Genomic DNA, 25093 nt, shown 5'->3' with positions numbered 1-25093 from the left:
TCCTTTCAACCGCTCCTATGAGCCGCCTTTGAGCGAGGCCGTAGACCGTGATGAGCCACGGCGCGCACGCAGCACCGCCTTCAGCACCTCGACGGCGAGGAAGATGCCGATCGACACGACGATCGGAAGGATCCAGGATGCTGCGGGCAGCGGTCGCGACTCGAACAGCACGTTCATGAACGGCACGTAGGTGTAGACCAGCTGCAGCACCACGAGCGCGAGCGCCGACCACCACACCACGCGGTTGCCGCGCAGCACGTCGATCGTGAGGCTCGAGCGCGTCAGGAACCGGCAGTTGAAGAGGAAGGCGAGCTGCCCGAAGGCAAGCATCAGAACGGCTTCTGTGCGGGCCACCTCGAGGTCGGCTCCCGCCGCATACACCCCGTAGAACACGCCCATCGCCGCGCCGCCGATGAGCAGCGACACGATGAGGATGAAGCCGAGCTCGCCCCGGTTGATGATCGGTCCGCCGGTGGCGCGCGGTGGGCGTCGCATGATGCCGCGCTCGGCCGGCTCGTAGGCGAGGGCGAGCGAGAGCGTGACGGCGGTGACCATGTTCACCCACAGCACCTGGACGCTCGTGAGCGGCAGCGCCAGGCCGAACACGACCGCGACCAGGATCACGAGCGACTGCGCGCCGTTCGTCGGCAGCAGGAACACGATCGACTTGCGCAGGTTGTCGTAGATGCGCCGGCCTTCGGCGATCGCGCTGCGGATCGTGGCGAAGTTGTCGTCGGCGAGCACGAACTCCGCCGCTTCCTTCGTGGCCTCGGTGCCCTTGATGCCCATGGCGATGCCGACGTCGGCGCGTGTCAGGGCCGGAGCGTCGTTGACGCCGTCGCCGGTCATCGCGACGACCTCGCCGTGCGACTGCAGCGCGCGGACGATGCGGATCTTGTGCTCGGGACTCGTGCGTGCGTAGACGTCGACGTCACGCACCACCTCGCGCAGCTGCTCCTGGCTGAGCGCCTCGAGCTCGGCACCGGTCAGCACCTCGGCGTCGGCGCCGGCCAGGCCCATCTCGTGCGCGATCGCGAGTGCGGTGCCCGCGTGGTCGCCCGTGATCATCTTCACGCGGATGCCCGCGGTGTGGCAGTCCGCGATCGCCTCGATCGCCTCGGGCCGGGGCGGATCGACGATCCCCCACAGGCCGATGAACTCGAGGTCGACAAGGTCGTCGAGCGCGAACTCCTCCGTCGTCGCGCGCACCGGCTTGCGGGCGGCCGCCAGGACGCGCAGGCCCTGCCCGCTGAGCGCCGCGACCGCGGCGTCCCACCGGGCGAGGTCGAGCGGCTCCGATCCGTCGGCGCCGCGCTGCGTCAGGGAGCGCTCCAGCAGCCGGTCGGGCGCGCCCTTGACGAGGATCGCGCGCGACACCTCGCCCGCATCGCCACCGGATCGCGCGCCCTCGTTGAGCGTCGCCATGAGCTTATTCGCTGAGTCGAACGGGATGACGGCGACCCGGCGCCCGCCGGCGCTGCCGACGCCGCCCTTGATCGCGACGGCCTTGAGCGCACCCTCGGTCGGCTCACCGACGAGGCTCCACGTGCCGTCATCACCGCGCACGATATGCGCGTCGTTGCACAGGGTCGCGATGGCGAGGATCGCGGCGAGATCGCCCCGGGGCGCAGCATCCATTTCCCCACTCGTCGGCACGATCTCGCCCTCGGGGGCGTAGCCGAGTCCCGTCACGTCGTAGTCGGCGAGCGGCGTGATGATGTGGCGCACGGTCATCTCGTTGCGCGTGAGCGTGCCGGTCTTGTCGGAGCAGACGGTGGTGACCGAGCCGAGCGCCTCGACCGCGGGGAGCTTGCGCGTGATGGCGTTGTGGCGGGCCATCTGCTGCACGCCGATCGCGAGGGTGATCGTCACCAGCGCGGGAAGGCCCTCTGGGATCGCCGCCACAGCGAAGCCGATGGCCGCCGAGACCAGCTCGTCGTACGGCATGCCGTGCAGGAAGCGTCCGATCATCATCATGACGGCCGCCATGCCGAGGATCACGACGGTGAGCACCCGGCCGAAGCTGTCGAGCTGGCGCGTGAGCGGCGTGGCCAGCGCGTCGGCCTCGTCGGCGAGGCTCTGGATGCGGCCGAGCTCGGTCGTCGGGCCGGTCGCGGTCACGACGCCCCGGCCCTGCCCGGCGCTCACGATGGTGCCCGAGAAGGCCATCGAGCCGCGGTCGCCCACCCCGGCGTCGGCGTCGACCGGGTCCGTCGTCTTCGACGACGGCACCGACTCACCGGTGAGCGCGGCCTCGTCGATCCGCAGCTGGTGCGCCTGCAGCAGCCGCAGGTCCGCCGGGACCTTGTCTCCGGGCATCAGGCGCACGACGTCGCCCGGCACGAGGTCGGCCGCCGGCACCGTCACCCAGCCGCCGTCGCGCCGCGCGCTGGCGTCGGCCGACAGCATCCCTCGGATCCCCGCGAGCGCCTTCTCGGCCCGCCCCTCCTGCACGTAGCCGATCACCGCGTTGATGATCGCGACCACCATGATCACCCAGAAGTCGAGCCAGTCCCCCATGAGCGCCTTGATGACGGCGGCGCCCAGCAGGATGTAGATCAGGGTGTCGTTGAAGTGCGACAGGAACCGCAGCCAGCCCGGCTTGCGCGCCGGTTCGGGCAGGCGGTTGGGGCCCGCGATGTCGAGCCGTTGCGCCGCGTCAGCGGTGGTGAGTCCGCCGGCGTCGGCGTCGAGATGCGTCAGCACGTCGTCCAGGGGCAGCGCCCACGGCCGCGCGACCGTCAGCCGCGCCTCATTCGGCGGTGCGGAATCCAGCGGCTGCGACATCCTTGCTCAGTCCCTCCGTCGCCGCCGAGCCGGTGTGTCGACCCGCTGCCGGCGTCAGGCGGCCCCGTCGAACATGCTGGTGACGGAGCCGTCCTCGAACACTTCGTGGATCGCACGTGCGAGCAGCGGTGCGATAGGCAGAATCGTAAGCGTCGGGAAGCGCTTCTCGGGCGGGATCGGCACCGTGTCGGTGACGACGACCTCGTCGATCGCCTCGCTCTGCAGGCGCTGCGCCGCGGGATCGCTGAAGATCGCGTGGGTCGCGGCCACGATGACCTTGACCGCGCCGTTCGCCTTGAGAGCCTCGGCGGCCTTGACGATGGTGCCGCCGGTGTCGATCATGTCGTCGACGAGGAGGCAGACGCGTCCGTCGACGGCGCCGACGATCTCGTTGACGGTGACCTGGTTCGCGACGTTCGGGTCGCGGCGCTTGTGGATGATCGCCAGCGGTGCGCCGAGGCTGTCGGACCACTGGTCGGCGACGCGCACGCGGCCGGTGTCGGGCGAGACGACGGTGAGGCGCTCGCGGTCCTCGGCGCTCAGGGTGTTCTCGAAGTACTCGAGCAGCACGGGCTTGGCGAACAGGTGGTCGACGGGGCCGTCGAAGAAGCCCTGGATCTGCGCGGCGTGGAGGTCCACGCTCATGACGCGGTCGGCACCGGCCGTCTTGAAGAGATCGGCAACCAGGCGGGCGCTGATCGGCTCGCGGCCGCGGCCCTTCTTGTCCTGCCGGGAGTACGGGAAGTACGGCGCGACCACGGTGATCCGCTTCGCCGACGCGCGCTTGGCGGCGTCGAGCATGATGAGCGTCTCCATCATCCACTCGTTGACCGGCGGGCCGAAGCTCTGGATGAGGAACAGGTCGCAGCCGCGGATCGACACCTCGAAGCGGGTGAGGATCTCACCCGACGCGAACGTGCGGTACTCGGTCGGCACGAGCTCCGTGCTCAGCTGTGCGGCGACCTCTGCCGCGAGCTCGGGGTGGGAGCTTCCTCGTGCGACCACGAGGCGCTTCTTCGTCTTCGCGACGAGTCCCGGGGCGATGTCGTTCGCCCGGTCGAGCTCAACGGTCTTCTTCTTGCGCGCCATCGTCCGCCTTCTGTGCGCTGCGGGCCTTGGCGGCGACATCCGCCGCTCCGGTACCCGGTCTGTTCTTCTCGACCCACCCCTCGACATTGCGCTGGGGGGCGACGCTGAGTGCGAGGGCGCCGGCGGGGACGTCCTTTCGGACGACCGCACCTGCACCGGTCTTCGCGCCGTCTCCGATCCTAACGGGCGCCACGAAGACGTTGTGCGAGCCGGTGTGCACCTCGTCGCCGATCTCGGTGCGGTGCTTCGCCAGGTCGTCGTAGTTCGCGGTGATGGCGCCGGCGCCGAGGTTGACGTGCTTGCCGATCGTGGTGTCGCCGATGTACGACAGGTGCGGCACCTTGCTGCCCTCGCCGATCGTGGAGTTCTTCGTCTCGACGAACGTGCCGATCTTGCCCTTGTCACCGAGGTAGGTGCCCGGGCGGAGGTAGGCGAACGGGCCCACGGTCGCCTTCGCGCCGATCACGGCGAGCGTCGCGTCGGTACGGGTGACGGTGGCGTCCTCCCCCACCTCGCAGTCCACCAGGCTCGTGTCGGGGCCGACGATGGCACCCGACGCGATCACCGTCGCGCGCAGGATGTGCGTGTTCGGCAGCACCGTGACGTCGGGCGCCAGCTTCGCGTCCACGTCGATCCACGTGGTCGCGGGGTCGAGGATCGTGACGCCCTCGAGCTGCCAGCGTCGCACGGTGCGCGCGTTGAGGATGCGGGCGGCCTCGGCGAGCTGCACCCTGTCGTTGACGCCCAGGGCGGCCGCGGCGTCCGGAGCCGTCTGCGCCGCCACGAGCAGGCCGTCGCCGCGCAGCAGCGCCACGACGTCCGTCAGGTACTTCTCGCCCTGCGCGTTCGCGGTGCCGACGAGTGCGAGCTCGGTGCGCAGCGCCTGCATCTGGAAGACGTACACCCCGGCGTTGATCTCGGTGACGGATGCCTCGTCCGCCGTCGCGTCCTTCTGCTCGACGATGCGCGACACGGCGCCGTCGGCGTCGCGGATCACACGGCCGTAGCCCGTGGCGTCGTCGAGCGCGGCGCTCAGGACCGTCGCCGCGACCGCGCGGTCGCGGTGCGTGCGCACGAGCGCCGCGAGCGTGTCGGCCTCGAGGAGCGGCACGTCGCCGCTCAGCACGAGCACGTCGCCGGCGAAGTCGCCGAGCGCGTCGAGCGCCACCTCGACCGCGCGGCCGGTGCCCGGGATCTCGTCCTGGTCGACCACGACCACGCCCGGCACGGCCTGCACCACGGCGTCCGCGACGAGGTCGCGCTCGTGGCGCACGACGACGACCACGCGCTCCGGCTCGAGCGCGATCGCGGTGTCGAGCACGTGCCCGACGAGCGGCCGGCCGCCGATGCGGTGCAGCACCTTCGGCGTAGAGGACTTCATGCGGGTGCCCTGCCCTGCGGCCAGGACGATGACGGCCAGAGCGTTGTCGCGGGTCGTATCGGTCATGCTCCGCCGCCAGGACTCGAACCTAGACCTCACAGCTCCAAAGGCTGTCGTGCTGCCATTACACCACGGCGGACCGCGGCGCTTCCGGGTGCCGGGCGCCGCCCGACAAGTCTGCCAGATGCCTCGTGCGCGCCCGCGCGCGGTCTCGCTCGCGCGCACGGATCGTGCGTTGTCTGCGAGGGCGCGGGGACGCAGCATCCATGTCGGAATAATGGGGGCATGACGGCGCAGAGCGACGAGGTGGACCGCATCGTCGAGGCGTGGACGACGCAGCGCCCCGACCTCGACTTCTCTCCCCTCGGCGTGCTGTCGCGCGTCGATCGGCTGTCGCGTCACCTCGACCGCGCGCGCCGCGACGCGTTCAAGCGCAGCGAGCTCGAGCCGTGGGAGTGGGACGTGCTGTCGGCCCTCCGCCGCGCGGGCGAGCCGTTCCAGCTGAGCCCGAAGCAGCTGCTGCAGCAGACTCTCGTCTCGAGCGGCACGATGACGAACCGCATCGACCGCCTCGTCGGGCGCCGGCTGGTGCGCCGCGAGTCCGACCCCGACGACGGCCGCAGCATCCTGGTGACCCTCACCGACGAGGGCAAGATCCGGGTGGATGCTGCGATCACACGTCTCGTCGATGCTGAGGCGCTGCTCCTCGACGCCCTGTCACGCGCCGACCGCGACCGCCTCGCCGCCCTGCTTCGCAAGCTCAGCCTCGGCTTCGACGCCGCGGACTGACGCGAGCTCAGCCGATCTGCTCGGTGAGCTCGAACCAGCGCTCCTCGACGCCGTCGCGCTCCTTCTCGAGCTCGCCGATGCGGGCCATCTCGGCGCCGAGGCCGACGTAGTCCGACTGGTCGTGGTCGGCGAGCGCCGTCTTCGCGGCGGCGATCTGCGTCTCGAGCTTCTCGAGGCGGCGCTCGAGCGACGCGACCTCCTTCTGCGCGGCGCGCAGCTCCTGCCCCGACAGCGCAGGCGTGCGGGATGAGACGGATGATGCGGCCGCAGCATCCGCCCCCTTCGACGTCGCGGGGCCGGCGGAGCGCTCACGTTCGCGCAGACGCAGGTACTCGTCGACACCGCCGGGGAGGTGGCGTAGGTGGCCGCCGAGGATCGCGAACTGCTGGTCGGTGACGCGCTCGATGAAGTAGCGGTCGTGCGAGACGACGAGGAGCGTGCCGGGCCACGAGTCGAGGAGGTCCTCGATGGCGGCGAGCATGTCGGTGTCGAGGTCGTTCGTGGGCTCGTCGAGGATCAGCACGTTCGGCTGCTCGAGGAGGATCAGCAGCAGCTGCAGGCGGCGCTTCTGACCGCCGGAGAGGTCCTTCACGGGCGTCGACAGCTGTGCCGAGGCGAAGCCCATGCTCTCGAGCAGCTGGCCGGGCGTGAGCTCCTGCGCCTTCGAACCGCTGCCGAAGGTGTAGGTGGTGCGCAGGCGCGAGATCACGACACGGACCGGGTCGTCGAGGTGCTCCTCGAGCTCGTCGAGACGCTGGGTGAGGGTGGCGACCTTCACGGTCTTGCCGCGCTTCACGCGACCGACGGTGGGCTCCACGTCGCCGGCGACGAGCCCCAGCAGGGTCGACTTGCCGGCGCCGTTCACGCCCAGGATGCCGGTGCGCTCGCCCGGCGCGATGCGCCACTCGACGGGGTGCAGCACCTCGCGGTCGCCGTACGAGACGCCGGCGTCGAGGAGGTCGACGACATCCTTGCCGAGGCGCGAGACGGCGAGCGAGCGCAGCTCGGTGGCATCGCGGATCTCGGGCACGTCGGCGATGAGCACGTTGGCGGCGTCGATGCGGAACTTGGGCTTCGAGGTGCGCGCCGGCGCCCCGCGGCGCAGCCACGCGAGCTCTTTGCGGGCGAGGTTCTGCCGGCGCTGCTCGATGACGGCGGCCTGGCGGTCGCGCTCGACGCGCTGCAGGATGTACGCCGCGTAGCCGCCCTCGAACGGCTCGACGATGCGGTCGTGCACCTCCCACGTGGTGTTGCACACCTCGTCGAGGAACCAGCGGTCGTGCGTCACGACCAGGAGTCCGCCCTGGTTCGCCGGCCAGCGGCGCTTGATGTGCTCGGCGAGCCAGGCGATCGCCTCGACGTCGAGGTGGTTGGTGGGCTCGTCGAGGAAGACGACGTCGTGGTCGCCGACGAGCAGTGCCGCGAGCGACACGCGACGGCGCTGCCCTCCGGAGAGCCCCGCGACGGGACCGTCCCACGCGAGATCGCCGAGGAGGCCCGCGATCACGTCGCGCGTACGCGCGTCGCCGGCCCACTCGTGATCGGGCCTGTCACCGACGACGGCCTCGCGGATCGTGAGCGCGTCGTCGAGAGTGTCGGCCTGGTCGAGCACTCCGACGCGCACCCCGCCGCGCACCGTCACACGGCCGCCGTCGGGCTCGAGGCGGCCGGCGAGCATCGCCAGCAGGCTCGACTTGCCGTCGCCGTTGCGACCGACGACGCCGATGCGGTCGCCCTCGTCGATACCGAGCGAGACGCGGTCGAAGACGACCTTCGTCGGGAACTCCAGGTGCAGGGCCTCGGCCCCCAGAAGATGTGCCATGTTCCCTCAAGGCTAGGCGACCCACTGCGCCACCCGGCGTCATACCGCGGACGCGATGAACGGCACAGGTTAGGCTAGGCATACCTAGCACGCGCGCGGACCCCACCTCTGCCGCATCGCCGCGCCAGGAGAAAGCCCCCCTCTATGACCGCGACTGCGCACGCCCTCGGCCTGTCCCTCCTCGGAGGGGCCCCCGACCACACCGCGCTGATCGCCGACGGCACGCGGATCGACTACGCGGAGCTGCGCGATCGGGTGCAGCGGCGCCGCGAGGAGCTCGGCGAGGTGCGCCGGCTCGTGATGATCGCCGCGGGCAACGCCGCCGAGCCGATCGTGACCTACCTCGCCGCGCTCGAGGGCGGGCACCCGGTGCTTCTGGTCTCGGGCGAGGACGACGGGGCATCGCGCGCCCATCGCGCCTCGCTCATCGCCCGGTTCGACCCCGACGTCGTCGCGCACGACGGCGGCTCGGGCTGGACGCTGGACGAACGCCGCCCCGGGAGCCGTCACGAGTTCCACCCCGACCTCGCCGTGCTCTCGAGCACGTCGGGCTCCACGGGCTCGCCGAAGCTCGTGCGGCTGTCGGCCGAGAACGTGCGCAGCAACGCGGCGGCGATCGCCGAGTATCTGCAACTCTCCCCCGCCGACCGTGCGGCGACGACCCTCCCCCTCCAGTACTGCTACGGGCTCTCGGTGGTCAACAGCCACCTGCTCAGCGGGGCGAGCCTGCTGCTCACCGACCGCTCCGTCGCCGACGAGGAGTTCTGGGTACGCGCACGCGCCCACGCCGTCACCTCGTTCGCGGGCGTGCCGTACACTTTCGAGCTGCTCGAGGCACGGGGCTTCGACGGCGACGACCTGCCGTCGCTGCGCTACCTCACGCAGGCGGGCGGACGGATGACGCCCGACGCCGTGCGGCGGTTCGCCCACCTCGGCCGCGAACGCGGGTTCGAGCTGTTCGTGATGTACGGGCAGACCGAAGCGACGGCGCGCATGGCCTACCTCCCGCCCGACCTCGCGATGACGCACGCCGGCGCCATCGGCCGGCCCATCCCCAGCGGCGCGTTCCGCATCGATGCGGAAGGCGGCGCCCAGTCGGGTGAGCTCGTGTACGAAGGCCCGAACGTCATGATGGGCTACGCGCACGGCCCCGAGGACTTCGCCCTCGGCCGCACCGTGACCGAGCTCCGCACCGGCGACGTCGCACGCCTCCGCACCGATGGGCTGTACGAGATCGTCGGCCGCATGAACCGCTTCGTGAAGGTGTTCGGACTGCGCCTCGACCTTGATCGCGTCGAGAGCCTCCTCGCCGACGAGGGGATCGAGGTGCGCGCGGCGAGCGCCGACGAGCGGCTGCTGCTCTTCGCGACCTCCGACCGCGCGGCCGCCCGGGCGCGGGAACGCGCCGCCGCTCTCACCGGCATGCCGGCACGGGTGATCGGCGCGTACGCGGTGACCGAGTTCCCCCGCACCTCCAGCGGCAAGCGCGACTACGCGGCGCTGGTGCGCTTCGCCGCGGTGCACGACCGCACCGCCACCGCGACCGAAGCGGCACCCGCCGAGCCGGCAGCGGTCACGCCTGAAACGGTGCGCGACCTGTACGCGACCCTCCTCGGCGAGCCCGACGCGGGCCTCGACGACACGTTCGCCGGCCTCGGCGGTGACTCCCTGAGCTACGTCGAGGTCTCGCTGCGCCTCGAAGACATGATCGGCGCGCTCCCCAGGGACTGGCCGACGCGCACCCCGCGCGAACTCGCACCACCGCCCTCGCACACTCCTGTCACGAACGGGGGGACGGATGCTGCGCCCGCAGGCGCTGCGGCGGCGCGTGCGGCACGTCCCTGGCGACGCCCCTTCACGTGGACGCGTCTCGAGACGCCGGTCGTGCTGCGAGCGGCGGCGATCTTCCTCATCGTCGCGACCCACGCCGACCTCCTCGCGCTGAAAGGCGGGGCGCATCTGCTCCTCGCGGTCGCCGGCTACAACCTGGCGCGATTCCAGCTCGCGCCCGTCGCGGGCACCGCGCGCCTCAAGCGCCTCGGACGCAGTGCCCTGCAGCTGGCCGTGCCGGCCGTGCTGTGGATCGGCGCGGTCGCGCTCGTCACCGGCCAGTACGCGCCCACGACCGTCGCGCTCGTGAACAACTTCGTCCCCGGCGACGGCCGGTGGAACGAGCAGTGGCAGTTCTGGTTCCTCGAGGCGATGCTCTGGTCGTTCGCAGGCGCGGCGGCCCTCTTCGGTATCCGCCGCATCGAGCGGCTCGAGCGCCGCGCGCCCTTCGGGTTCGCGTTCGTCGCGCTGGCGGTCGCGCTCGCCGCCCGCTTCGCCATCGCCGGCCCCACCGCGGAGTTCGTGGAGCGCTATTCGGCCCCGGTCGTGCTGTGGCTCGTCGCGCTCGGCTGGCTGGTGGCGCGCGCCGACACCACCGCCCGACGCGTGGTCGTGTCGGTGGTCGCGGTCGCGGCGACGTTCGGCTTCTTCGGCGAGCTATGGCGCGAGGCGATCGTGGCGGGCGGGGTCCTCGCCCTGATCTGGGTGCGGGCCATTCCGCTCCCCCGCCTCGCGGTGCCGCTCGTGGTCACCGTCGCGAGCGCGTCCCTGTTCGTGTACCTCACACACTGGCAGGTGTACCCGCCGTTCGAGCAGAGCGCGCCCTGGCTCGGGACGCTGCTGTCGTTCGTGGTCGGCGTAATCGCCTACCGGCTGTACGTGAGCGCCGGCGACCGCGTCGCCTCCGGCTGGGCGATGCTTCGCCGCGGGACGACCCCGCTCAGCCTGCGGCTGCGCCGCGCGTGACGATGCTGCCCGTCGCGGCGGACTCGCCCGACGCGGCGTAGAGCACCACGCCGCCCTCGACGATCACGCGCACGGCCGTGCCGGGCGCGAACGCGGCGGCGCGGTGCTGCGGCACCCGGTACATGAGCTCGGCCTCGAACTCGCCGGCGCCGACGCGCAGCCGCAGGTCGGCGGTGGATCCGGCGGGGCGCACCGCGACGACGGTGCCGTTGGCCACCGGAGCGAGTGTCGCCGCCGCCCCGTGCGCGGCGGCTGCCACGCGCAGCTGCGCCGGGCGCACCATCGCCCGCACGCGTTCCGCGCCGCCGGAGAGGTCGTGCCGCACGGCCAGCCGGCCGAACCCGCATTCCACGCCGTCGTCGTCGGACCGGGCGGGCACCACGAGCGCGTCGCCGAGGAACAGCGCGACGCTCGCATCGATCGGTGCGTCGTAGACCGCCATCGGGTCGCCGGACTGCACGAGGCGACCGCCGACGAGGACACCGACCTGGTGCCCGAACGACAGCGCCTCGTGCTGATCGTGCGTCACCAGCACGGCCGTCACGCCGCTGCGCTCCAGCACGTCGACCACCGCGTCGCGGGTCGCGGACCTCAGGCCCGTGTCGAGCGCGCTGAACGGCTCGTCGAGCAGGATCACGCCGGGGTTCTGGGCGAGCGCGCGCGCCAGGGCCACGCGCTGCTGCTGACCGCCCGACAGCTCGTGCGGCATGCGTGTGGCGAGGTCGGGGTGCAGCGACGCGAGCTCGAGCAGCTCGCGCACGCGGTCCGTGCGGCCCGCGCCGCGCGGAAGCCCGAACGCGATGTTGCGGGCGACCGACAGGTGCGGGAACAGTGCGCCGTCCTGCGCGACGTAGCCGATGCCCCGCCGGTGGGTGGGCACGGTCCGGCCGTGACCCGACAGCTCGCGGTCGCCGAGGCTGATCGTGCCGGCATCGGGGTCGACGAAACCGGCGACCAGCCGCAGCAGCGTGGTCTTGCCGCTGCCCGATGCGCCGACGAGGGCGAGGCGCGTGCCGCGGGGAACCTCGAGCGAGACGTCGCGCAGCACCTCGGTGCCGCCGTAGGCCTTCGACACGCCCTCCAGCCGCAGAGTCATCTGAGGGTCCTCCCCGTCGCGTGCGTGAACATGAGCGCGACCGCCGGCACCGACAGCAGCACCAGCAGCACCGCGTACGGCGCGGCGGCCGGGTAGTCGAGAGAGGATGCTGCGGACCAGAAGCTCGTCGCGACGGTGCTGGTGCCGGTCGGGGCGAGCAGCAGGGTGGCTGTGAGCTCGTTCGCCGCGCCGAGCGCCACGAGCGCCGCGCCCGCGCCGATCGCGGGGAGCAGCAGCGGCACGGTGACCCGCAGCCGCGCGGCGGCGGGCGGCACGGCGAGGGCGCGCGCGGCCTCCTCGAGAGACTCGGGCACCTGCGAGAGCCCCGCGCGCGGCGGGACGAGAGCCCGCGGCAGGAAGATCACGACGTAGGCCGCGACCACGGTGAACGCCGTCTGGTAGAGCGCCGGCGCAAACGCGAGCGTGACCGCGACGAACGCGAGCGCCACGATGATCGCAGGGAGACTGCTCGCGAGGTACGCCGCGCCCTCGAGCAGCCGCGACAGCCGGCCCGGGTAGCGCACCGCCAGCCACGCGAACGGTAGGGCGACGGCGATCGTGACGGCCGCGCCCGCCAGCGCGAGACCGAGCGTCTGCACCGCCGCGATGCCGACGTCGTCGAAGGCCGTGGCATCCGCCCTCATCAGCCACCGGACCACGCTCGTCAACGGCACCACGAGCGCGCCGGTCAGCACCGCCGCCACCGCTGCGAACGCCGGGACCGACAGCCGTCCGAGCGCGAGGGTCTCAGCGGGGTGCGGCGAACCGCCGCCGACGCGGGCGTAACGGGCGCGGCCCCGGGCCGCCGACTCGGCGCCCAGGAGGATCAGGCACAGCAGCGCCAGCACGAGGCCGAGGGCGGCCGCGTTGGGTCCGGCGAACATGCTCTCGTAGGCGACGACGATGGCCGTGGTGAACGTGTCGAACCGCAGGAAGGCGAAGGCGCCGTACTCCGCCAGCAGGTGCAGCGCGACCACGAGCGCCCCGCCGAGCACGGCGAGACGCAGCTGCGGCGCGACGACCCGGAAGAAGACCGCCCACGACCCCATGCCGAGCGAGCGCGCCGACTCTTCGAGCGCAGGGTCCAGGCCCCTGATCGCGGCGAGGGCGGGCAGGTACACGAGTGGGAAGTACGCCAGCGTCGCGACGAGCACCGCCGCCCACAGCCCGTTCATCGACGGGATGGCGCTGGCCCAGCCGTAGCTCGCGACGAACGCGGGGATCGCGAGCGGCGCGGCCAGCGCGGCCTTGAAGATCCCGCGCCCCGGGAGCGTCGTGCGCTCGACCAGCCAGGCTCCGCCCACGCCGAGGACGACCGTCGCGGGCACCCCGATCACCACGAGCAGCACCGTGTTGACCAGCAGCTCGGCGACCTTCGGACGGAAGACGAGGGCCGACAGCTGCTCCCACCCCATCGCGAACGCCGCCTGCACGACGTAGCCGATCGGGATCAGGGCCCCGAGGGCCAGCACCGCGACGACGACGACGAGCCCGGCGGGCGGGCGCTTCTCGTTCGTGCCGCGCGGGGGTGTCCGGGTCTGGAGCTGGGTCAGAGGAGTCCGGCTTCCGTCATCAGCTCGATGACCGCGGGACCGTTGAGGGTCGACGGGTCGATCACGGGCGCGTCGAGCTCCGCGAGCGGGGGCAGCTCGGGCTTGGCCGCCACGTCGGACGCGACCGGGTACTCGAAGCTGTAGCCCTCGCCGAGGATCTTCTGCCCCTGCTCCCCCGCGATGAACGCGAGGAACTGCTGCGCCTCGTCGGCGTGGGGCGCGTTCTTCAGCACGCCGCCGCCCGAGATGCTGACGAAGGCACCCGGGTCCTGGTTGCCGAAGTAGTGCAGCTTCGTGTTCGCGCTGTCTTCGGCCGCGGCATCCTGATCACGGAACCAGTAGTAGTGGTAGATGATGCCCATCGGCACCTCGCCGGCGTTGACCGCCTTCATGGTGACGATGTTGTTGCGGTACTCGACCGCGTTCTCTGCCATGCCGTTCAGCCAGTCCCGAGCGCCCTCCTCACCCTGGGTCGCGAGCACGGCCGACACGATCGCCTGGAAGTCGGCCTTCGCGGGCGCGGCGCCCCACTTGCCCTTCCACTCCGGATCGGCGAGATCGAGAAGGGATGCCGGGAGCTCGTCCTCCGAGATCAGCTCGGGGTTGTAGACCAGCACCGTCGAACGGGCGGCGATCCCCGTCCACAGACCCGACCCCGGACGGAACTGCTCGGGAACGAGGGCCAGGGTGGCCTCGTCCACGGGCGCGAACAGGTCCGCGTCTTCGACGAGCGACATCGCCGGCGAGTTCTCGGTGAGGAACACGTCGGCCTTGGAGGCTTGCCCCTCCTGCACCAGCTGGTTCGCGAGCTCGCTGTCGTCGCCGTTGCGGAGCACGACGTCGATGCCGGTCTCCTTCGTGAACGCGTCGGCCCACTCCTCGGTGAGCTGCTCGTGCTGCGCGTTGTACACGACGAGAGCGTCCGGATCGGCGGCCTTCTCACCGGCGGCGCCACCGGCGCACCCGGCGAGGGCGAGGCCCGCGAGCACGACGGGGACGACGAGGACGTGGCGCAGGCGCGCGGAAGGGCGAAGGCGTGAAGGCATGGGGAACCCCTCGAGAACAGACAGGTAAGGCTAGCCTAAAGCACCCGCCGTCCGTGTTTCGTCCGGTTCCCGTCCCCCCGTCGCTGCGGGCTGCTCAGTACCAGATGCTCAGGCGCGGCGCCGTGTGCCAGCCGAGCACGCGCGTCGCCATCGCGAGAGCATCGGATGCTGCGTCCGCGCCGCCGGTCACGCTCACGCGTCCGGCCGCGGCCAGGGTCGCGAGCGAGACCCCGCCCAGGTACGTGGCCGACAGCTCGGCGATGCCGAGCGTCACCGTCGCCGCGTCGGCGGCCTCGCCCTCACCGAGGAGCCGCACGCGGGCGGCGCCGCGCTCGTCGGCCTCGAGGAGATAGCGGCCCGCGGCGATGCCGAGCGGGTCGGAGACGTCGAGCACCAGCGTCCCGGGACCGCCGTAGCGACGGGTCTCGAGCGCCGCGACGACGTCGAGGATCCGCACGTACTGGTGGTCGCGCACGGTGACCTTGGCGGCACGCTGGTCGGCGATCATCCACAGCAGCGGCTCGGAGGTCGACAGCTCGCCCGCGTGCACCTCGGCGACGAGGTCGAGCTCGAGAAGGAAGCGCCACAGCGCCGCATACGCGTCGTCCGTCTCGGCGAGGAGGTAGTGGACCGAGACGGTCGCCTTCGTGAAGTCGTCGTGGTTCTCGCGGACGGCGTACACCGCGGCGCCGCGCACCTCGCCGTCGGCATCGGCATACTGCACGGCGCGCTTCTCACCGGTCTTCTCGGCCGCCGGGTTGGTGCCGGCGAAGCCGTCCCAGTGGCCTCCGGGCACGTCGATCTCGCCGGCCGTGCGGTGCCGTACCCGCTCGTGCAGGGCCGGCATCAGCTCGCGCACGCGGTCGCGGCCGATGAAGTCGATGCGCCCGGCCGGCTGCGGACCGATCCATGCGGCGCGCTTCGTCTCGATCGTCCACGAGGTGCCGGCCGCCGCCGGGGCGAAGCCGTAGCGGCCGTACAGCGGCGACTCGCTCACGGTGAGCATCGCCATCGGGATGCCCGACGCGTGGGCCGCGCGCAGTTCGCCCTCGAGCATCGCCCGCGCAATGCCCTTGCGGCGATGCGTCGGCGCGACGGTGACCGCCGAGATCGCGCACGACGGGATCATCGCCTCTCCCGGCACCGTCAGCTCGCCGAGCCACGACGCGATGGTCGCGACCGGCGCGTCCACCGGCGACTGCGGGTCGTACACGCCGGTGAGCCGGCGGTAGCCGCTGCGCTCGCGCGCTGCCGCGACCTGCTCCGCGGAGCGCTCGCCGTCCTGGAAGCCGCGCGCGACGGACTGCAGCCAGCCGACGTACTCGTCGCTGTCGACGGCGATGCGCTGGTACTCCAGTCCGTGGGCGGCCAGGCGCGCGGCGGATTCGCCGTCGACGGGTCCCGCGCGGAAGGCGCCGCGCTCGGTCTCGCCGACGCGGCCGTAGGTCTCGGTCGTGCTCATGGGATCTTCCTCTCCACGCCCGCGAGGGCTCAGGGCGGTATGCGGCCGACGGGCCGTGTCAGGTGACCACGCGGGCGCCGGAGACCGGCCCGTGCACATGGAGCGCCTCGTAGCCGGCGGCCGACAGCGTGATCTGCAGTTCGAGCGCCGACTCGGGGTCGACGGTCAGGAACGCCAGCGTAGGGCCGGACCCCGACACCATGCCCGCCAGCGCTCCGGACTCCTCGCCGAGCTCGAGCACGTCGCGCAGCTCGGGGCGCAGCGACAGCGCCGCGATCTGCAGGTCGTTGCGGGTGTGCTCGGCGAGTGCGATGGGGTCGGCGGCCCGGAGCGCGTGCAGTACGCCCGGCGCGACGGCGGGTACCCGGGCGCCCGACACGATGTCGGGCCGCGCACGCAGCTCGTCGAGGTGCGTGTACACCTCTGGCGTGGACAGCCCCGCCTCCGACGGCACGACGACCCAGTCGAAGCGTCCCTTCGCGAGCGCCGGACTCAGCTCGTCGCCGCGGCCGGTGCCCACGGCTGTCCCGCCCATCAACGCGAAGGGCACGTCGGCGCCGAGCCGGGCCGCGAGCTTTTGCAGCTCGGCGGTGCCGAGCTCGGCCCCCCACAGCGCGTCGCACGCGACGAGGGCGGCCGCAGCATCCGCCGATCCGCCGCCCATGCCGCCGGCGACCGGCACGTGCTTCACGATGTCGAGGTGCACGCCGCCCTCATGGCCGATGCGCTGCGCAACGAGCCGCGCCGCACGCACCGCGAGGTTGCGGTCGTCGGCGGGCACACCCGAGACGTCGACGGTGCCCGAGATCGACACCGTGAACTCGTCCGAAGGCGACGCCCAGACGTCCTCGTACAGCGACACCGCCTGGTACGCCGACGCCACGTCGTGGTAGCCGTCGTCCTGCACACCGCCGACCTCGAAGAAGAGGTTGAGCTTGCCGGGTGCCCGCACACGGACGCCGTCGGCGGCGAGGGCCTGGCTCACCGGTTCGCCGATTCCGCCCAGAGGTCCACGTCGATGCCGTCCGACAGCGCGTCGATGCGCTCCTCCTCCTCCATCGTGAAGGCCGGGCCCTCGAGCGCCTTGAGGTTCTCGTCGAGCTGCGCCGGGCGCGAGGCGCCGATGAGCGCCGACGCCACCACGGGGTCGCGCAGCACCCACTGGATCGCCATCTGCGCGAGCGTCTGCCCGCGCTCCTTGGCGATCACGTCGAGCGAACGCAGCGTCGCCAGGCCCTTCTCGCTCAGTGATCCGCTGGGCAGCGAGCCGCGCTGCTGCGCGCGCTGGGCCGAGCCGTCGCCGAGGTACTTGTCGGTGAGGAGCCCCTGCGCGAGGGGGGTGAACGCGATCGCGCCCATGCCCTCCTGCTTCAGCACGCCGGTCAGGCCGTCCTCGACCCAGCGGTTGAGGATCGAGTACGCCGGCTGGTGGATCACGAGCGGCGTGCCGAGGGAGCGAGCGACGGATGCTGCGACCGCCGTGCGCTCGGCGCTGTAGGACGAGATGCCGACGTAGAGCGCCTTGCCCTGCCGCACCAGGGTGTCGAGGGCGCTCACGGTCTCCTCGACCGGCACGTCGGGGTCGACGCGGTGCGAGTAGAAGATGTCGACGTAGTCGATGCTCATGCGCTTCAGGGACTGCTCGGCGCTCGAGATGAGGTACTTGCGCGAGCCGCCGTTGCCGTAGGGGCCGTGCCACATGTCGTAGCCGGCCTTCGACGAGATGATGAGCTCGTCGCGGTACGGCGCGAAGTCCTCGCGCATCATGCGCCCGAAGTTCGTCTCGGCGGTGCCGTAGGGCGGGCCGTAGTTGTTCGCGAGGTCGAAGTGGGTGATGCCGCGGTCGAACGCATGGCGCAGCAGCGCCCGCTGGTTGTCGAACGGGATGTTGTCGCCGAAGTTCCACCAGAGTCCGAGCGACACGGGCGGCAGCGTGAGGCCAGACGTGCCGACCCGACGGTAGTCGGCTCCGACGTAGCGGTCGGCGGCGGCGGTGTAGGGGCGGTGGAGGTCTCCGCCGCGGGACAGGTAGCGCTCGTCTTCGGTCACCGGTCCAGGCTAGCGAGGTCGGCCCATGCGCGCAGGAGGTGGAGGCGCGGCACACCGGCGAGCCCCGTGTCAAGGGTCTACGTCCGAAACGTCGCCGTAACGGACGCTCCTTATCGTGGCGACAGGCGCAGTCCGAGCGCGACGCCCACCGAGCGAGAAGGAGGACGGCATGACCCTGCTGTCTGTGCTGCCCCCGGCCACCGACCCGTGGAGCGTGCTCGTCGCGCGCACCGACGTGGTCCTCGAGCGGGGCATCCTCCACCTCGTGCACGACGACGTCTCGCCTCACGATGCGCGCGAGAGCGACCTGCTCCTCGTGGCCGACGCCCTCGAGGCCGCCGGCATCGCGTTCCTGCTCGTCCGGCACGACCGCACGGTGCCCGCGCTGGTCGTCGACGTGCGCCATCGCGCGGAGGTGCAGACGGCGCTGTCCACGGTGTGCACGCGCGAGCCGCTCTACGTCAAGGGCAAGGGGCGCGCGCCGCTGCTGGCGTGCGACGCGGCAGACGTGCCCGACGCGCCCGCGGCGGTGCGCGTCTACCGCCCGCGTCTCAGCCGCTCGGGCTCGCTGCGCTACGGCCCCTCGCTGGGCGTGCATCTGGAGTTCTGGCGCTTCGGCGACGACATGATCGAGGCACCGCGCGACAACGACTTGCTGCGCCGTCGCACCGCCACCGAGGACGTCGCGTACGCCACGGTCGAGCGCTACGGCCGCCGGTGGCGCACCGTCGAGGGCATGTTCGACCCGCACCCGCTCGAGGTCACCGAAGACATCGACATCGTCTTCTCGTGGGTGGACGGGTCGTCGAGCGACTTCCGGCGCCAGCGCGCGGCTCAGCTCTCGGAGTACGTGGTCGGCGAGGGCGATGACGGACCTGCTCGGTACCGGCACGTCGATGAGCTGCGTTACGCCCTGCGGAGCGTCCACATGTACGCGCCCTGGATCCGGCGCATCTTCATCGCCACCGACTCCCCCGCGCCCGCGTGGCTGATGGATCACCCGAAGGTGACGATCGTCCGCAGCGCGGAGTTCTTCGCCGACCCCTCGGTGCTGCCCACGCACAACTCGCACGCGGTCGAGGCTCAGCTGCACCGCATCCCCGGCATCGCCGAGCACTTCCTCTATTCGAACGACGACATGTTCTTCGGGCGGGCGGTGCAGCCCGAGCTGTTCTTCTCGCCGGGCGGGATCACGAAGTTCGTGGAGTGCGAGGTCCGCATCGGAGCCGGCGATCCCGCCCTCCACCGCAGCGGCCACGACAACGGACTGAGGGTCAACCGCGCGTTGCTCGGGGAGCGGTTCGGCCGCACGATCGTGCGCGACCTCGAGCACTGCGCGGCGCCGCTGCGCAGGAGCGTCATGGCCGAGCTCGAGCAGACCTTCCCCGACGACTTCGCCCGCACCGCGGCATCCCGTTTCCGGTCAGCGACCGACGTCTCGGTGACCAACAGCCTGTACCACTACTACGCGCTCCTCACCGGCCGGGCGATCGCGACGCGGGCGCCGCGTGTGCGGTACATCCAGACGACTGTCGCGGCGGGGCTGCGGCGGATGGAACGGCTCGAGGAGCGCTGCGACGTCGACATGTTCTGCCTCAACGACGGGGGCGAGGTCGAAGTCCCCGAAGAGGTGCGCGTGCGTGCGATCCGCAGCGCCCTGGAGCGCATGTTCCCGGTGCGGGCGCCGTGGGAGCGCGACGAGTTCAGCGCCGCACGGGAATCGGCTCGGTCGGCGCATCCTTCCGCACACCGCTGAAGGCCGCCACACCCGCCGCCAGCAGTCGCCGCTGCGCCTCTGCGGCGTCGATGTGCTCGAGCGTGCGGGGCGCGTCGACTGGCACGACCGAGTGCACGACCGTGTCGTCGTAGACGTGGACGAGGTTGAACGCCTGCGCGCCGTCCTGAGGGCGCGTGCCGCCCACGGGCACGGTGAGGTCCTGGGCGTAGCAGGTCGACGACGCCACCGACACCGGGATGCCGGCGAACGTCGCGAACGTCGAGTAGTGCAGGTGACCGGCGATGATCGCCCGCACGTCGCTGCCGCGCAGCACCGCCGCGAGCTTGCGCTGGTCGTGCAGCTCGACGCTCGCGGCGAGCGGCAGCACGCTCGGCACGGGCGGGTGGTGCATCGCGAGGATCGTCCCGAGCGGGGCGGGTGTCGCCAGCACCTCGGCGAGCCAGGCGAGCTGCTCGTCGCGCAGCTCACCGTGGTGGTGGCCGGGCACGCTGGTGTCGAGCGTGATCACGCGGAGGCCGTCCAGCTCGTCGACACGGTCGACGGGACGCGCGTCGGATGCTTCGTCGTAGAGGCCGGCCCGGAACGCCGCGCGATCGTCGTGGTTGCCCATCACCCACAGCACGCGCGTTCCGATGCGGTCAGCGAACGGCTCGACGAGCGCACGCAGCGCGGCGTAGGCGCCCGGTTCACCGAGGTCGGCGAGGTCGCCGGTGACGACGATCGCGTCGGGGCGGATGCCGCTCGCCTCGATCACGCCGATGGTGTCGGCGAGCCGGTTCGCGCCGTCGACCACGTCGAAGAGGCGCGGCGTCGAGGGCGCACGCAGGTGCGTGTCGCTGAGGTGCAGCAGGATGCGTTCGGGGGCCGGATACTCGGCGGTGCGCATGTCGGGTCACTCCGGTCCGCCGGGAGGCGAGGTGCCGTGTAACCGGACGGCGGACGCTCGAATGTTACCGGCATGTTTCGGGAGTTGCCCGACGACGCGGTGAAGATCCGCTGAATTTCAGCTGTCGGCGGCGCTCTGCGCCGCCTGCGCGATGCGCACGTAGTCCTCGATCGAGAGGTCCTCGCCGCGTGCGGTGGGCGCGACCCCCGCGCTCTCCAGAATCACGGATGCTGCCGCCGCCGTACCGCCGAGCACGCCGGCCGTCGCCTGCCGGAGCATCTTGCGCCGCTGCTGGAACGCAGCATCCACGATCGCGAAGGTGCGCTTGCGCAGCTCTTCGTCGCCGCGCGGCTCGGCGGCGCGATGGAAGCCGACCAGCACGCTGTCGACGTTCGGGACGGGCCAGAAGACCTGGCGCGACACCGTGCCCGCCAGGCGCCACGGCCCGTACCAGGCGGCCTTGACGCTCGGCGCGCCGTAGACCTTGGAACCGGGCGGGGCGGCGAGCCGCTCCCCCACCTCGGCCTGCACCATCACGACCCCGCGCTCGAGCGACGGGAAGTTCTCCAGGAAGTGCAGCAGCACCGGCACGCTGACGTTGTACGGCAGGTTGGCGACGAGCACTGTGGGGTCGCCGGGGAGCTCCGTGACGCGCAGCGCGTCGGCGTCGACGACGGTGAGCGCGCCCTCGGCGACGCCGTGCGCGGCCGCGGTGGCGGGAAGGCGCTCGGCGAGCCGGTGGTCGATCTCGACGGCGGTGACGGATGCCCCGGCCTCGAGGATCGCGAGGGTCAGCGACCCGAGACCCGGGCCGACCTCCACGACGCGATCGCCCGGCTGCACCTCGGCGACATGCACGATCTTGCGGACGGTGTTGGCGTCGACGACGAAGTTCTGCCCGAGCTTCTTGGTCGGCGTCACGTCGAGTTCGGCGGCCAGCGCGCGGATCTCGGCCGCACCGAGGAGTGTCACGGGCATGCGTTCACTGTACGGCGTGCGCGTGCGCAACCTCGGATCCGCAGGTGCGGATCTCCGGCGCGACACGCCGGTTCCGGATGCTGCCACCAGGCGTTTCTTCGCCCGGATCCGCTCCTGCGGATCCGATTCCGTGCGCCGCGCCCCCTGCCGCATTGGCGACCCGAACGCTAGCGTGACCAGCATGAACTCGACCGGATCGATTCCCGCAGACGCGTTCTCCCTCCGCAGTCCCTACGGACGACGAGCGATCGGCCTCTCGGTCGCGGCCGCCGTCGGCGGGTTCCTGTTCGGCTTCGACTCGTCAGTGATCAACGGCGCCGTCGACTCGATCTCGAAGGACTTCGGGCTCAACGACGTCATCACCGGGTTCGTCGTCGCGATCGCGCTGCTCGGCTGCGCGGTCGGTGCGATCATCGCCGGCAACCTGTCGGACCGGTGGGGGCGCCTGCGCGTCATGTTCATCGGCGCGATCATGTTCTTCGCGAGCTCCATCGGCGCCGGCCTCGCGTTCTCGGCGTGGGATCTCGCGTTCTGGCGGGTCATCGGCGGTCTGGGCATCGGCATCGCCTCGGTCGTGGCACCGGCCTACATCGCCGAGATCGCCCCGCGGCAGGTCCGCGGCGGACTCGCCTCGCTGCAGCAGCTCGCGATCACGATCGGCATCTTCGCGGCGCTCCTCTCGGACGCGCTCCTCGCGAACGCGGCCGGCGGCGCCGACAGCACGCTCTGGTTCGGGCTCGAGGCGTGGCGGTGGATGTTCCTCGTGGGCGTGATCCCGTCGGCCGTGTACGGCATCCTGTCGTTCACCGTCCCCGAGTCGCCGCGGTACCTGCTGTCGAAGGGCCGCGTCGACGAGGCCCGCACGATCTTCGCGCGACTCATGCCGCCCGCCGACCTCGACCAGACGATCCGGGAGCTCGAGACCGCGATCGAGACCGACCGCAAGAACTCCGGCGTCTCGATCCGCGGTCCGGTGCTCGGCCTTCAGCGCATCGTGTGGGTCGGCATCATCCTGTCGGTGTTCCAGCAGTTCGTCGGCATCAACGTGATCTTCTACTACTCGACGAGTCTCTGGCAGTCGGTCGGCTTCGACGAGAGCGACTCGTTCACGATCAGCGTGGTGACGTCCATCACGAACGTGCTCGTCACGCTCATCGCGATCTTCCTGGTCGACCGGGTCGGGCGGAAGCCCATCCTGCTCACCGGCTCCGTCATGATGACGCTGTCGCTCGGGCTCATGGCCATCTCGTTCCTGTTCTCGACGACCGACGCCGAGGGCGCGGTGGTGCTGCCGGCGCCGTGGGGCCCGATCGCGCTCGTCGCGGCGAACGTGTTCGTCGTCGGGTTCGGCGCCTCGTGGGGACCGCTCGTGTGGGTGCTCCTCGGCGAGATCTTCCCGAGCCGCATCCGCGGCAAGGCGCTCGGTGTCGCCGCCGGCGCGCAGTGGATCGCGAACTTCCTCATCACGATCTCGTTCCCCGCGATGTCGTCGTGGTCGCTGCCGCTCACGTACGGCATGTACGCGCTGTTCGCGGCGCTGTCGTTCATCTACGTCGCCTGGCGCGTGCCCGAGACGAAGGGCATGGACATCGAGCAGACCGAGACGCTGTTCACGCGCCCCGGACGCGGCAGAGGGGCCGCGGCCCCCGCTCCCGCCCCCGAGTGAGACGACAGTCGAGGGACGAGACCCCGGGTGAAGCCCAGGGTCTCGTCCCGCGTCTGTCGTCTCGCCCTCTGCCCTCTTAGGATGGCGGGATGCCTTCGCTCGGGGAATTGATCGCACCGCGGCGCCTCGGGACGGACTTCCGGTGGCTGCTCGCATCGTCGTGGACCAGCAACCTCGGCGACGGCATCGCCCTCGCCGCCGCGCCGCTGCTGATCGCGTCGCTCACGTCTTCTCCCGTGCTCGTCGCCGCCGGCGCCATGATGCAGTTCCTGCCCTGGCTCCTCTTCGGCCTTCTCGCGGGAGCCGTCGCCGACCACCACGACCGGCGCCGCCTCGTGATGCTCGCCAACGGGCTCCGGGCGGTGGTCGTGACCGTGCTGGTGGTGTTCCTCGTCACCGGGCAGGCCACCGTGTGGCTGGTGCTGGTCACGGCGTTCCTCTACGGCACGGCCGAGGTGTTCGCCGACTCGGCCGGCAGCACCCTGCTGCCGATGCTCGTGAAGCCGGCCGACCTCGGCATCGGCAACGCCCGCATGCAGGCGGGCTATCTCGTCGCGAACCAGCTCGCGGGGCCACCGCTCGGTGCCTTCCTCTTCGCGATGGGCTCGTTCTGGCCGTTCGTGCTGCAGGTGCTGTGCGTCGCGTTGGCGGTGCTGCTCATCTCGCGCATCGCTCGTACGCCGGTGCCCGAACACCCCGACTCCGGCCGCGGCACGAAGGCGCACGCCATCCGTGAGGGCCTGCAGTGGCTGCGCCACAACGCCCCGGTGCGCACGCTCGTCATCATCATCCTCGTCTTCAACGTCACGTGGGCGGCCCCCTGGGGCGTGCTCGTGCTGTACGCCACCGAGCACCTGGGCATGGGCCCCGTCGGCTACGGCGCCCTCACGACGGCCGCCGCGCTCGGCGGCATCATCGCGATCTTCAGCTTCGGCTGGCTCGAGAAGCACGTGTCGTTCTCGACGCTCATGCGGGTGTGCCTGTCGCTCGAGGTGCTCATGCATCTCGCCTTCGCGCTGACCACGGTGCCCGCGGTGGCCTTCGTCATCATGTTCGGCTTCGGCCTCTACGCGTTCGTCTGGGGCACGATCTCGACGACCGTGCGCCAGCGCCTCGTCCCGATGGAGCTCCAGGGCCGCATCGCCTCGGTCAACATGGTCGGCGTCTTCGGCGGCCTCGTGATCGGCCAGTTCATCGGCGGCGTCCTCGCCCAGCTCTTCGGGCTCACCGCCCCGTGGTGGTTCGCCTTCGGCGGCTCGCTCATCACGCTGCTGCTGGTGTGGCGCTCGATCTCGCACATCGCCGCCGCGAAGCCCGTGCTCGATGCGGACGAGGCCGAGCAGATCGCCGAAGAGGACGAGCCCGGCGCCGGCGGCAAGCCCCTCATCGACTGACCGTCGCCAGGACGGACGAATGGATGCTGCGGCTCAGGGCGGGGCGCTACGCCCGGACGAGCGCGGCCAGGCGGTCGCCGAGCTGCTCGAGCCGCGGGGTCCACGGGCCCGCCATCTCGCCCGCCGCGCCGCGCCGCAGCGCCTCGGCGAAGGGCACCCACGCGCTCTCGCACACCTCGGCGGGGTCGAGCGCGAGCACCGGGTCGCCGTCCACGCGTGCGATGTAGACGTCGAACAGCGCGGTGCGCTCCGTCAGCCGGCCGACGAGGCGGAGGTCGGAGGTGCCGACGAGGATGCCGGTCTCCTCGTGCAGCTCGCGCACCGCCGCCTGCGCGCTCGTCTCACCCGTCAGTGCGCTCCCCGCGGGGAACTCCCACGTGAGAGCCCAGTCCTTGACCGCGGCGCGGCGGGTCAGCAGCACGAGCCCGTCGCCGCGCACGACGCACACCGACGCGACGATGTGGAAGAGCCCCTCGGGGAACGTCGGGTCGCCCCGACGGTGCGTCCGCCCGATGGGTGTGCCCGCAGCATCCAACAGGTCCCACAGCTCGTCGTCCACCG

Annotated in this window: 18 protein-coding genes and 1 tRNA gene; 5 read left to right on the top strand and 14 right to left on the bottom strand. The window is 71.6% G+C overall.

All coding sequences use genetic code 11. From position 1 onward, the window contains the following. Window positions 1-15: 15 nt before the first annotated feature. From ACFC1I_RS16565 to ACFC1I_RS16550, 4 genes are all read right to left on the bottom strand, one after another. The gene (locus ACFC1I_RS16565; protein WP_376011747.1) at window positions 16-2787 is read right to left on the bottom strand and encodes a cation-translocating P-type ATPase; all 2772 of its coding nucleotides are present in this window, start codon (window positions 2785-2787) and stop codon (window positions 16-18) included. A 54-nt stretch (window positions 2788-2841) separates the two neighbouring features. Further along, window positions 2842-3876 (bottom strand): ribose-phosphate diphosphokinase, encoded by a 1035-nt coding sequence (locus ACFC1I_RS16560; protein WP_376011745.1) that lies wholly within the window; start codon window positions 3874-3876, stop codon window positions 2842-2844. Beyond that, on the bottom strand, window positions 3851-5323 hold the full coding sequence (glmU, locus tag ACFC1I_RS16555; RefSeq protein WP_376011743.1) for a bifunctional UDP-N-acetylglucosamine diphosphorylase/glucosamine-1-phosphate N-acetyltransferase GlmU: 1473 nt from the start codon (window positions 5321-5323) through the stop codon (window positions 3851-3853). The genes ACFC1I_RS16560 and glmU overlap by 26 nt, the downstream gene beginning before the upstream one ends. 1 nt (window position 5324) lies before the next feature. Further along, window positions 5325-5396 (bottom strand) — tRNA-Gln (locus tag ACFC1I_RS16550). Window positions 5397-5542: 146 nt separating this feature from the next. Between ACFC1I_RS16550 and ACFC1I_RS16545 the strand changes: the two genes are divergently transcribed. Next, a complete protein-coding gene (locus ACFC1I_RS16545; protein WP_376011740.1) occupies window positions 5543-6046 on the top strand; it encodes a MarR family winged helix-turn-helix transcriptional regulator in 504 nt (167 codons plus the stop codon). A gap of 7 nt (window positions 6047-6053) precedes the next feature. Here ACFC1I_RS16545 and ACFC1I_RS16540 read toward each other — a convergent pair whose 3' ends face one another. Continuing rightward, window positions 6054-7868: an ABC-F family ATP-binding cassette domain-containing protein gene (locus ACFC1I_RS16540; protein ID WP_376011737.1), complete on the bottom strand. Its 1815-nt coding sequence runs from the start codon at window positions 7866-7868 to the stop codon at window positions 6054-6056. Between the two features lie 144 nt (window positions 7869-8012). On the opposite strand from ACFC1I_RS16540, the gene ACFC1I_RS16535 reads away from it, so the two are divergent. Continuing rightward, window positions 8013-10664, top strand: coding sequence for an AMP-binding protein (locus ACFC1I_RS16535; protein ID WP_376011734.1), 2652 nt, complete (start codon window positions 8013-8015; stop codon window positions 10662-10664). On the opposite strand, the gene ACFC1I_RS16530 is transcribed toward ACFC1I_RS16535, so the two are convergent. The 6 genes from ACFC1I_RS16530 to ACFC1I_RS16505 form a co-directional block, all read right to left on the bottom strand. After that, a complete protein-coding gene (locus ACFC1I_RS16530; protein ID WP_376011732.1) occupies window positions 10639-11760 on the bottom strand; it encodes an ABC transporter ATP-binding protein in 1122 nt (373 codons plus the stop codon). The genes ACFC1I_RS16535 and ACFC1I_RS16530 overlap by 26 nt on opposite strands. Next, on the bottom strand, window positions 11757-13232 hold the full coding sequence (locus ACFC1I_RS16525) for an ABC transporter permease (RefSeq protein ID WP_376011730.1): 1476 nt from the start codon (window positions 13230-13232) through the stop codon (window positions 11757-11759). Before ACFC1I_RS16525 ends, ACFC1I_RS16530 begins: the two co-directional genes overlap by 4 nt. 77 nt (window positions 13233-13309) lie before the next feature. Then, complete coding sequence (locus tag ACFC1I_RS16520; RefSeq protein ID WP_376011727.1) at window positions 13310-14359, bottom strand: iron ABC transporter substrate-binding protein; 1050 nt, start codon at window positions 14357-14359, stop codon at window positions 13310-13312. A 94-nt stretch (window positions 14360-14453) separates the two neighbouring features. Further along, window positions 14454-15821, bottom strand: a complete 1368-nt coding sequence (locus ACFC1I_RS16515; RefSeq protein ID WP_376011725.1) for a GNAT family N-acetyltransferase — start codon at window positions 15819-15821, stop codon at window positions 14454-14456. Window positions 15822-15879: 58 nt separating this feature from the next. Beyond that, on the bottom strand, window positions 15880-16806 hold the full coding sequence (locus ACFC1I_RS16510; RefSeq protein WP_376011722.1) for a 4-(cytidine 5'-diphospho)-2-C-methyl-D-erythritol kinase: 927 nt from the start codon (window positions 16804-16806) through the stop codon (window positions 15880-15882). After that, window positions 16803-17870: an aldo/keto reductase gene (locus ACFC1I_RS16505; RefSeq protein WP_376011719.1), complete on the bottom strand. Its 1068-nt coding sequence runs from the start codon at window positions 17868-17870 to the stop codon at window positions 16803-16805. The genes ACFC1I_RS16510 and ACFC1I_RS16505 overlap by 4 nt, the downstream gene beginning before the upstream one ends. Before the next feature lie 169 nt (window positions 17871-18039). On the opposite strand from ACFC1I_RS16505, the gene ACFC1I_RS16500 reads away from it, so the two are divergent. After that, entirely contained in the window at window positions 18040-19626 is a 1587-nt protein-coding gene (locus ACFC1I_RS16500) for a stealth conserved region 3 domain-containing protein (protein ID WP_376011716.1), read from the top strand. Here the strand turns inward: ACFC1I_RS16500 and ACFC1I_RS16495 are convergent. Both ACFC1I_RS16495 and rsmA read right to left on the bottom strand, forming a co-directional pair. Then, entirely contained in the window at window positions 19574-20494 is a 921-nt protein-coding gene (locus tag ACFC1I_RS16495; RefSeq protein ID WP_376011714.1) for a phosphodiesterase, read from the bottom strand. The genes ACFC1I_RS16500 and ACFC1I_RS16495 overlap by 53 nt on opposite strands. Window positions 20495-20611: 117 nt before the next feature. Continuing rightward, on the bottom strand, window positions 20612-21472 hold the full coding sequence (gene rsmA / locus ACFC1I_RS16490; protein WP_376011711.1) for a 16S rRNA (adenine(1518)-N(6)/adenine(1519)-N(6))-dimethyltransferase RsmA: 861 nt from the start codon (window positions 21470-21472) through the stop codon (window positions 20612-20614). A 181-nt stretch (window positions 21473-21653) separates the two neighbouring features. Between rsmA and ACFC1I_RS16485 the strand changes: the two genes are divergently transcribed. Further along, on the top strand, window positions 21654-23138 hold the full coding sequence (locus ACFC1I_RS16485) for a sugar porter family MFS transporter (protein ID WP_376011708.1): 1485 nt from the start codon (window positions 21654-21656) through the stop codon (window positions 23136-23138). A gap of 89 nt (window positions 23139-23227) precedes the next feature. After that, a complete protein-coding gene (locus tag ACFC1I_RS16480) occupies window positions 23228-24532 on the top strand; it encodes an MFS transporter (protein WP_376011705.1) in 1305 nt (434 codons plus the stop codon). Window positions 24533-24578: 46 nt separating this feature from the next. On the opposite strand, the gene ACFC1I_RS16475 is transcribed toward ACFC1I_RS16480, so the two are convergent. Then, window positions 24579-25091: an NUDIX domain-containing protein gene (locus ACFC1I_RS16475; protein ID WP_376011702.1), complete on the bottom strand. Its 513-nt coding sequence runs from the start codon at window positions 25089-25091 to the stop codon at window positions 24579-24581. Window positions 25092-25093 lie beyond the last annotated feature (2 nt).

The sequence above is a fragment of the Microbacterium sp. NPDC056044 genome, assembly GCF_042267145.1.
Classification (GTDB): Bacteria; Actinomycetota; Actinomycetes; order Actinomycetales; family Microbacteriaceae; genus Microbacterium.
The sequence above is the reverse complement of the archived record's forward strand: the minus strand, read 5'-3'. Positions and strand labels throughout refer to the sequence as shown.

Bases quoted from the DNA above. Each gene is read 5' to 3' on its own strand.
- ACFC1I_RS16565 (WP_376011747.1), bottom strand. From the start codon at position 2,787: ATGTCGCAGCCGCTGGATTCCGCACCGCCGAATGAGGCGCGGCTGACG.
- ACFC1I_RS16560 (WP_376011745.1), bottom strand. From the start codon at position 3,876: ATGGCGCGCAAGAAGAAGACCGTTGAGCTCGACCGGGCGAACGACATC.
- glmU (WP_376011743.1), bottom strand. From the start codon at position 5,323: ATGACCGATACGACCCGCGACAACGCTCTGGCCGTCATCGTCCTGGCC.
- ACFC1I_RS16545 (WP_376011740.1), top strand. From the start codon at position 5,543: ATGACGGCGCAGAGCGACGAGGTGGACCGCATCGTCGAGGCGTGGACG.
- ACFC1I_RS16540 (WP_376011737.1), bottom strand. From the start codon at position 7,868: ATGGCACATCTTCTGGGGGCCGAGGCCCTGCACCTGGAGTTCCCGACG.
- ACFC1I_RS16535 (WP_376011734.1), top strand. From the start codon at position 8,013: ATGACCGCGACTGCGCACGCCCTCGGCCTGTCCCTCCTCGGAGGGGCC.
- ACFC1I_RS16530 (WP_376011732.1), bottom strand. From the start codon at position 11,760: ATGACTCTGCGGCTGGAGGGCGTGTCGAAGGCCTACGGCGGCACCGAG.
- ACFC1I_RS16520 (WP_376011727.1), bottom strand. From the start codon at position 14,359: ATGCCTTCACGCCTTCGCCCTTCCGCGCGCCTGCGCCACGTCCTCGTC.
- ACFC1I_RS16515 (WP_376011725.1), bottom strand. From the start codon at position 15,821: ATGAGCACGACCGAGACCTACGGCCGCGTCGGCGAGACCGAGCGCGGC.
- ACFC1I_RS16500 (WP_376011716.1), top strand. From the start codon at position 18,040: ATGACCCTGCTGTCTGTGCTGCCCCCGGCCACCGACCCGTGGAGCGTG.
- ACFC1I_RS16495 (WP_376011714.1), bottom strand. From the start codon at position 20,494: ATGCGCACCGCCGAGTATCCGGCCCCCGAACGCATCCTGCTGCACCTC.
- rsmA (WP_376011711.1), bottom strand. From the start codon at position 21,472: ATGCCCGTGACACTCCTCGGTGCGGCCGAGATCCGCGCGCTGGCCGCC.
- ACFC1I_RS16485 (WP_376011708.1), top strand. From the start codon at position 21,654: ATGAACTCGACCGGATCGATTCCCGCAGACGCGTTCTCCCTCCGCAGT.
- ACFC1I_RS16480 (WP_376011705.1), top strand. From the start codon at position 23,228: ATGCCTTCGCTCGGGGAATTGATCGCACCGCGGCGCCTCGGGACGGAC.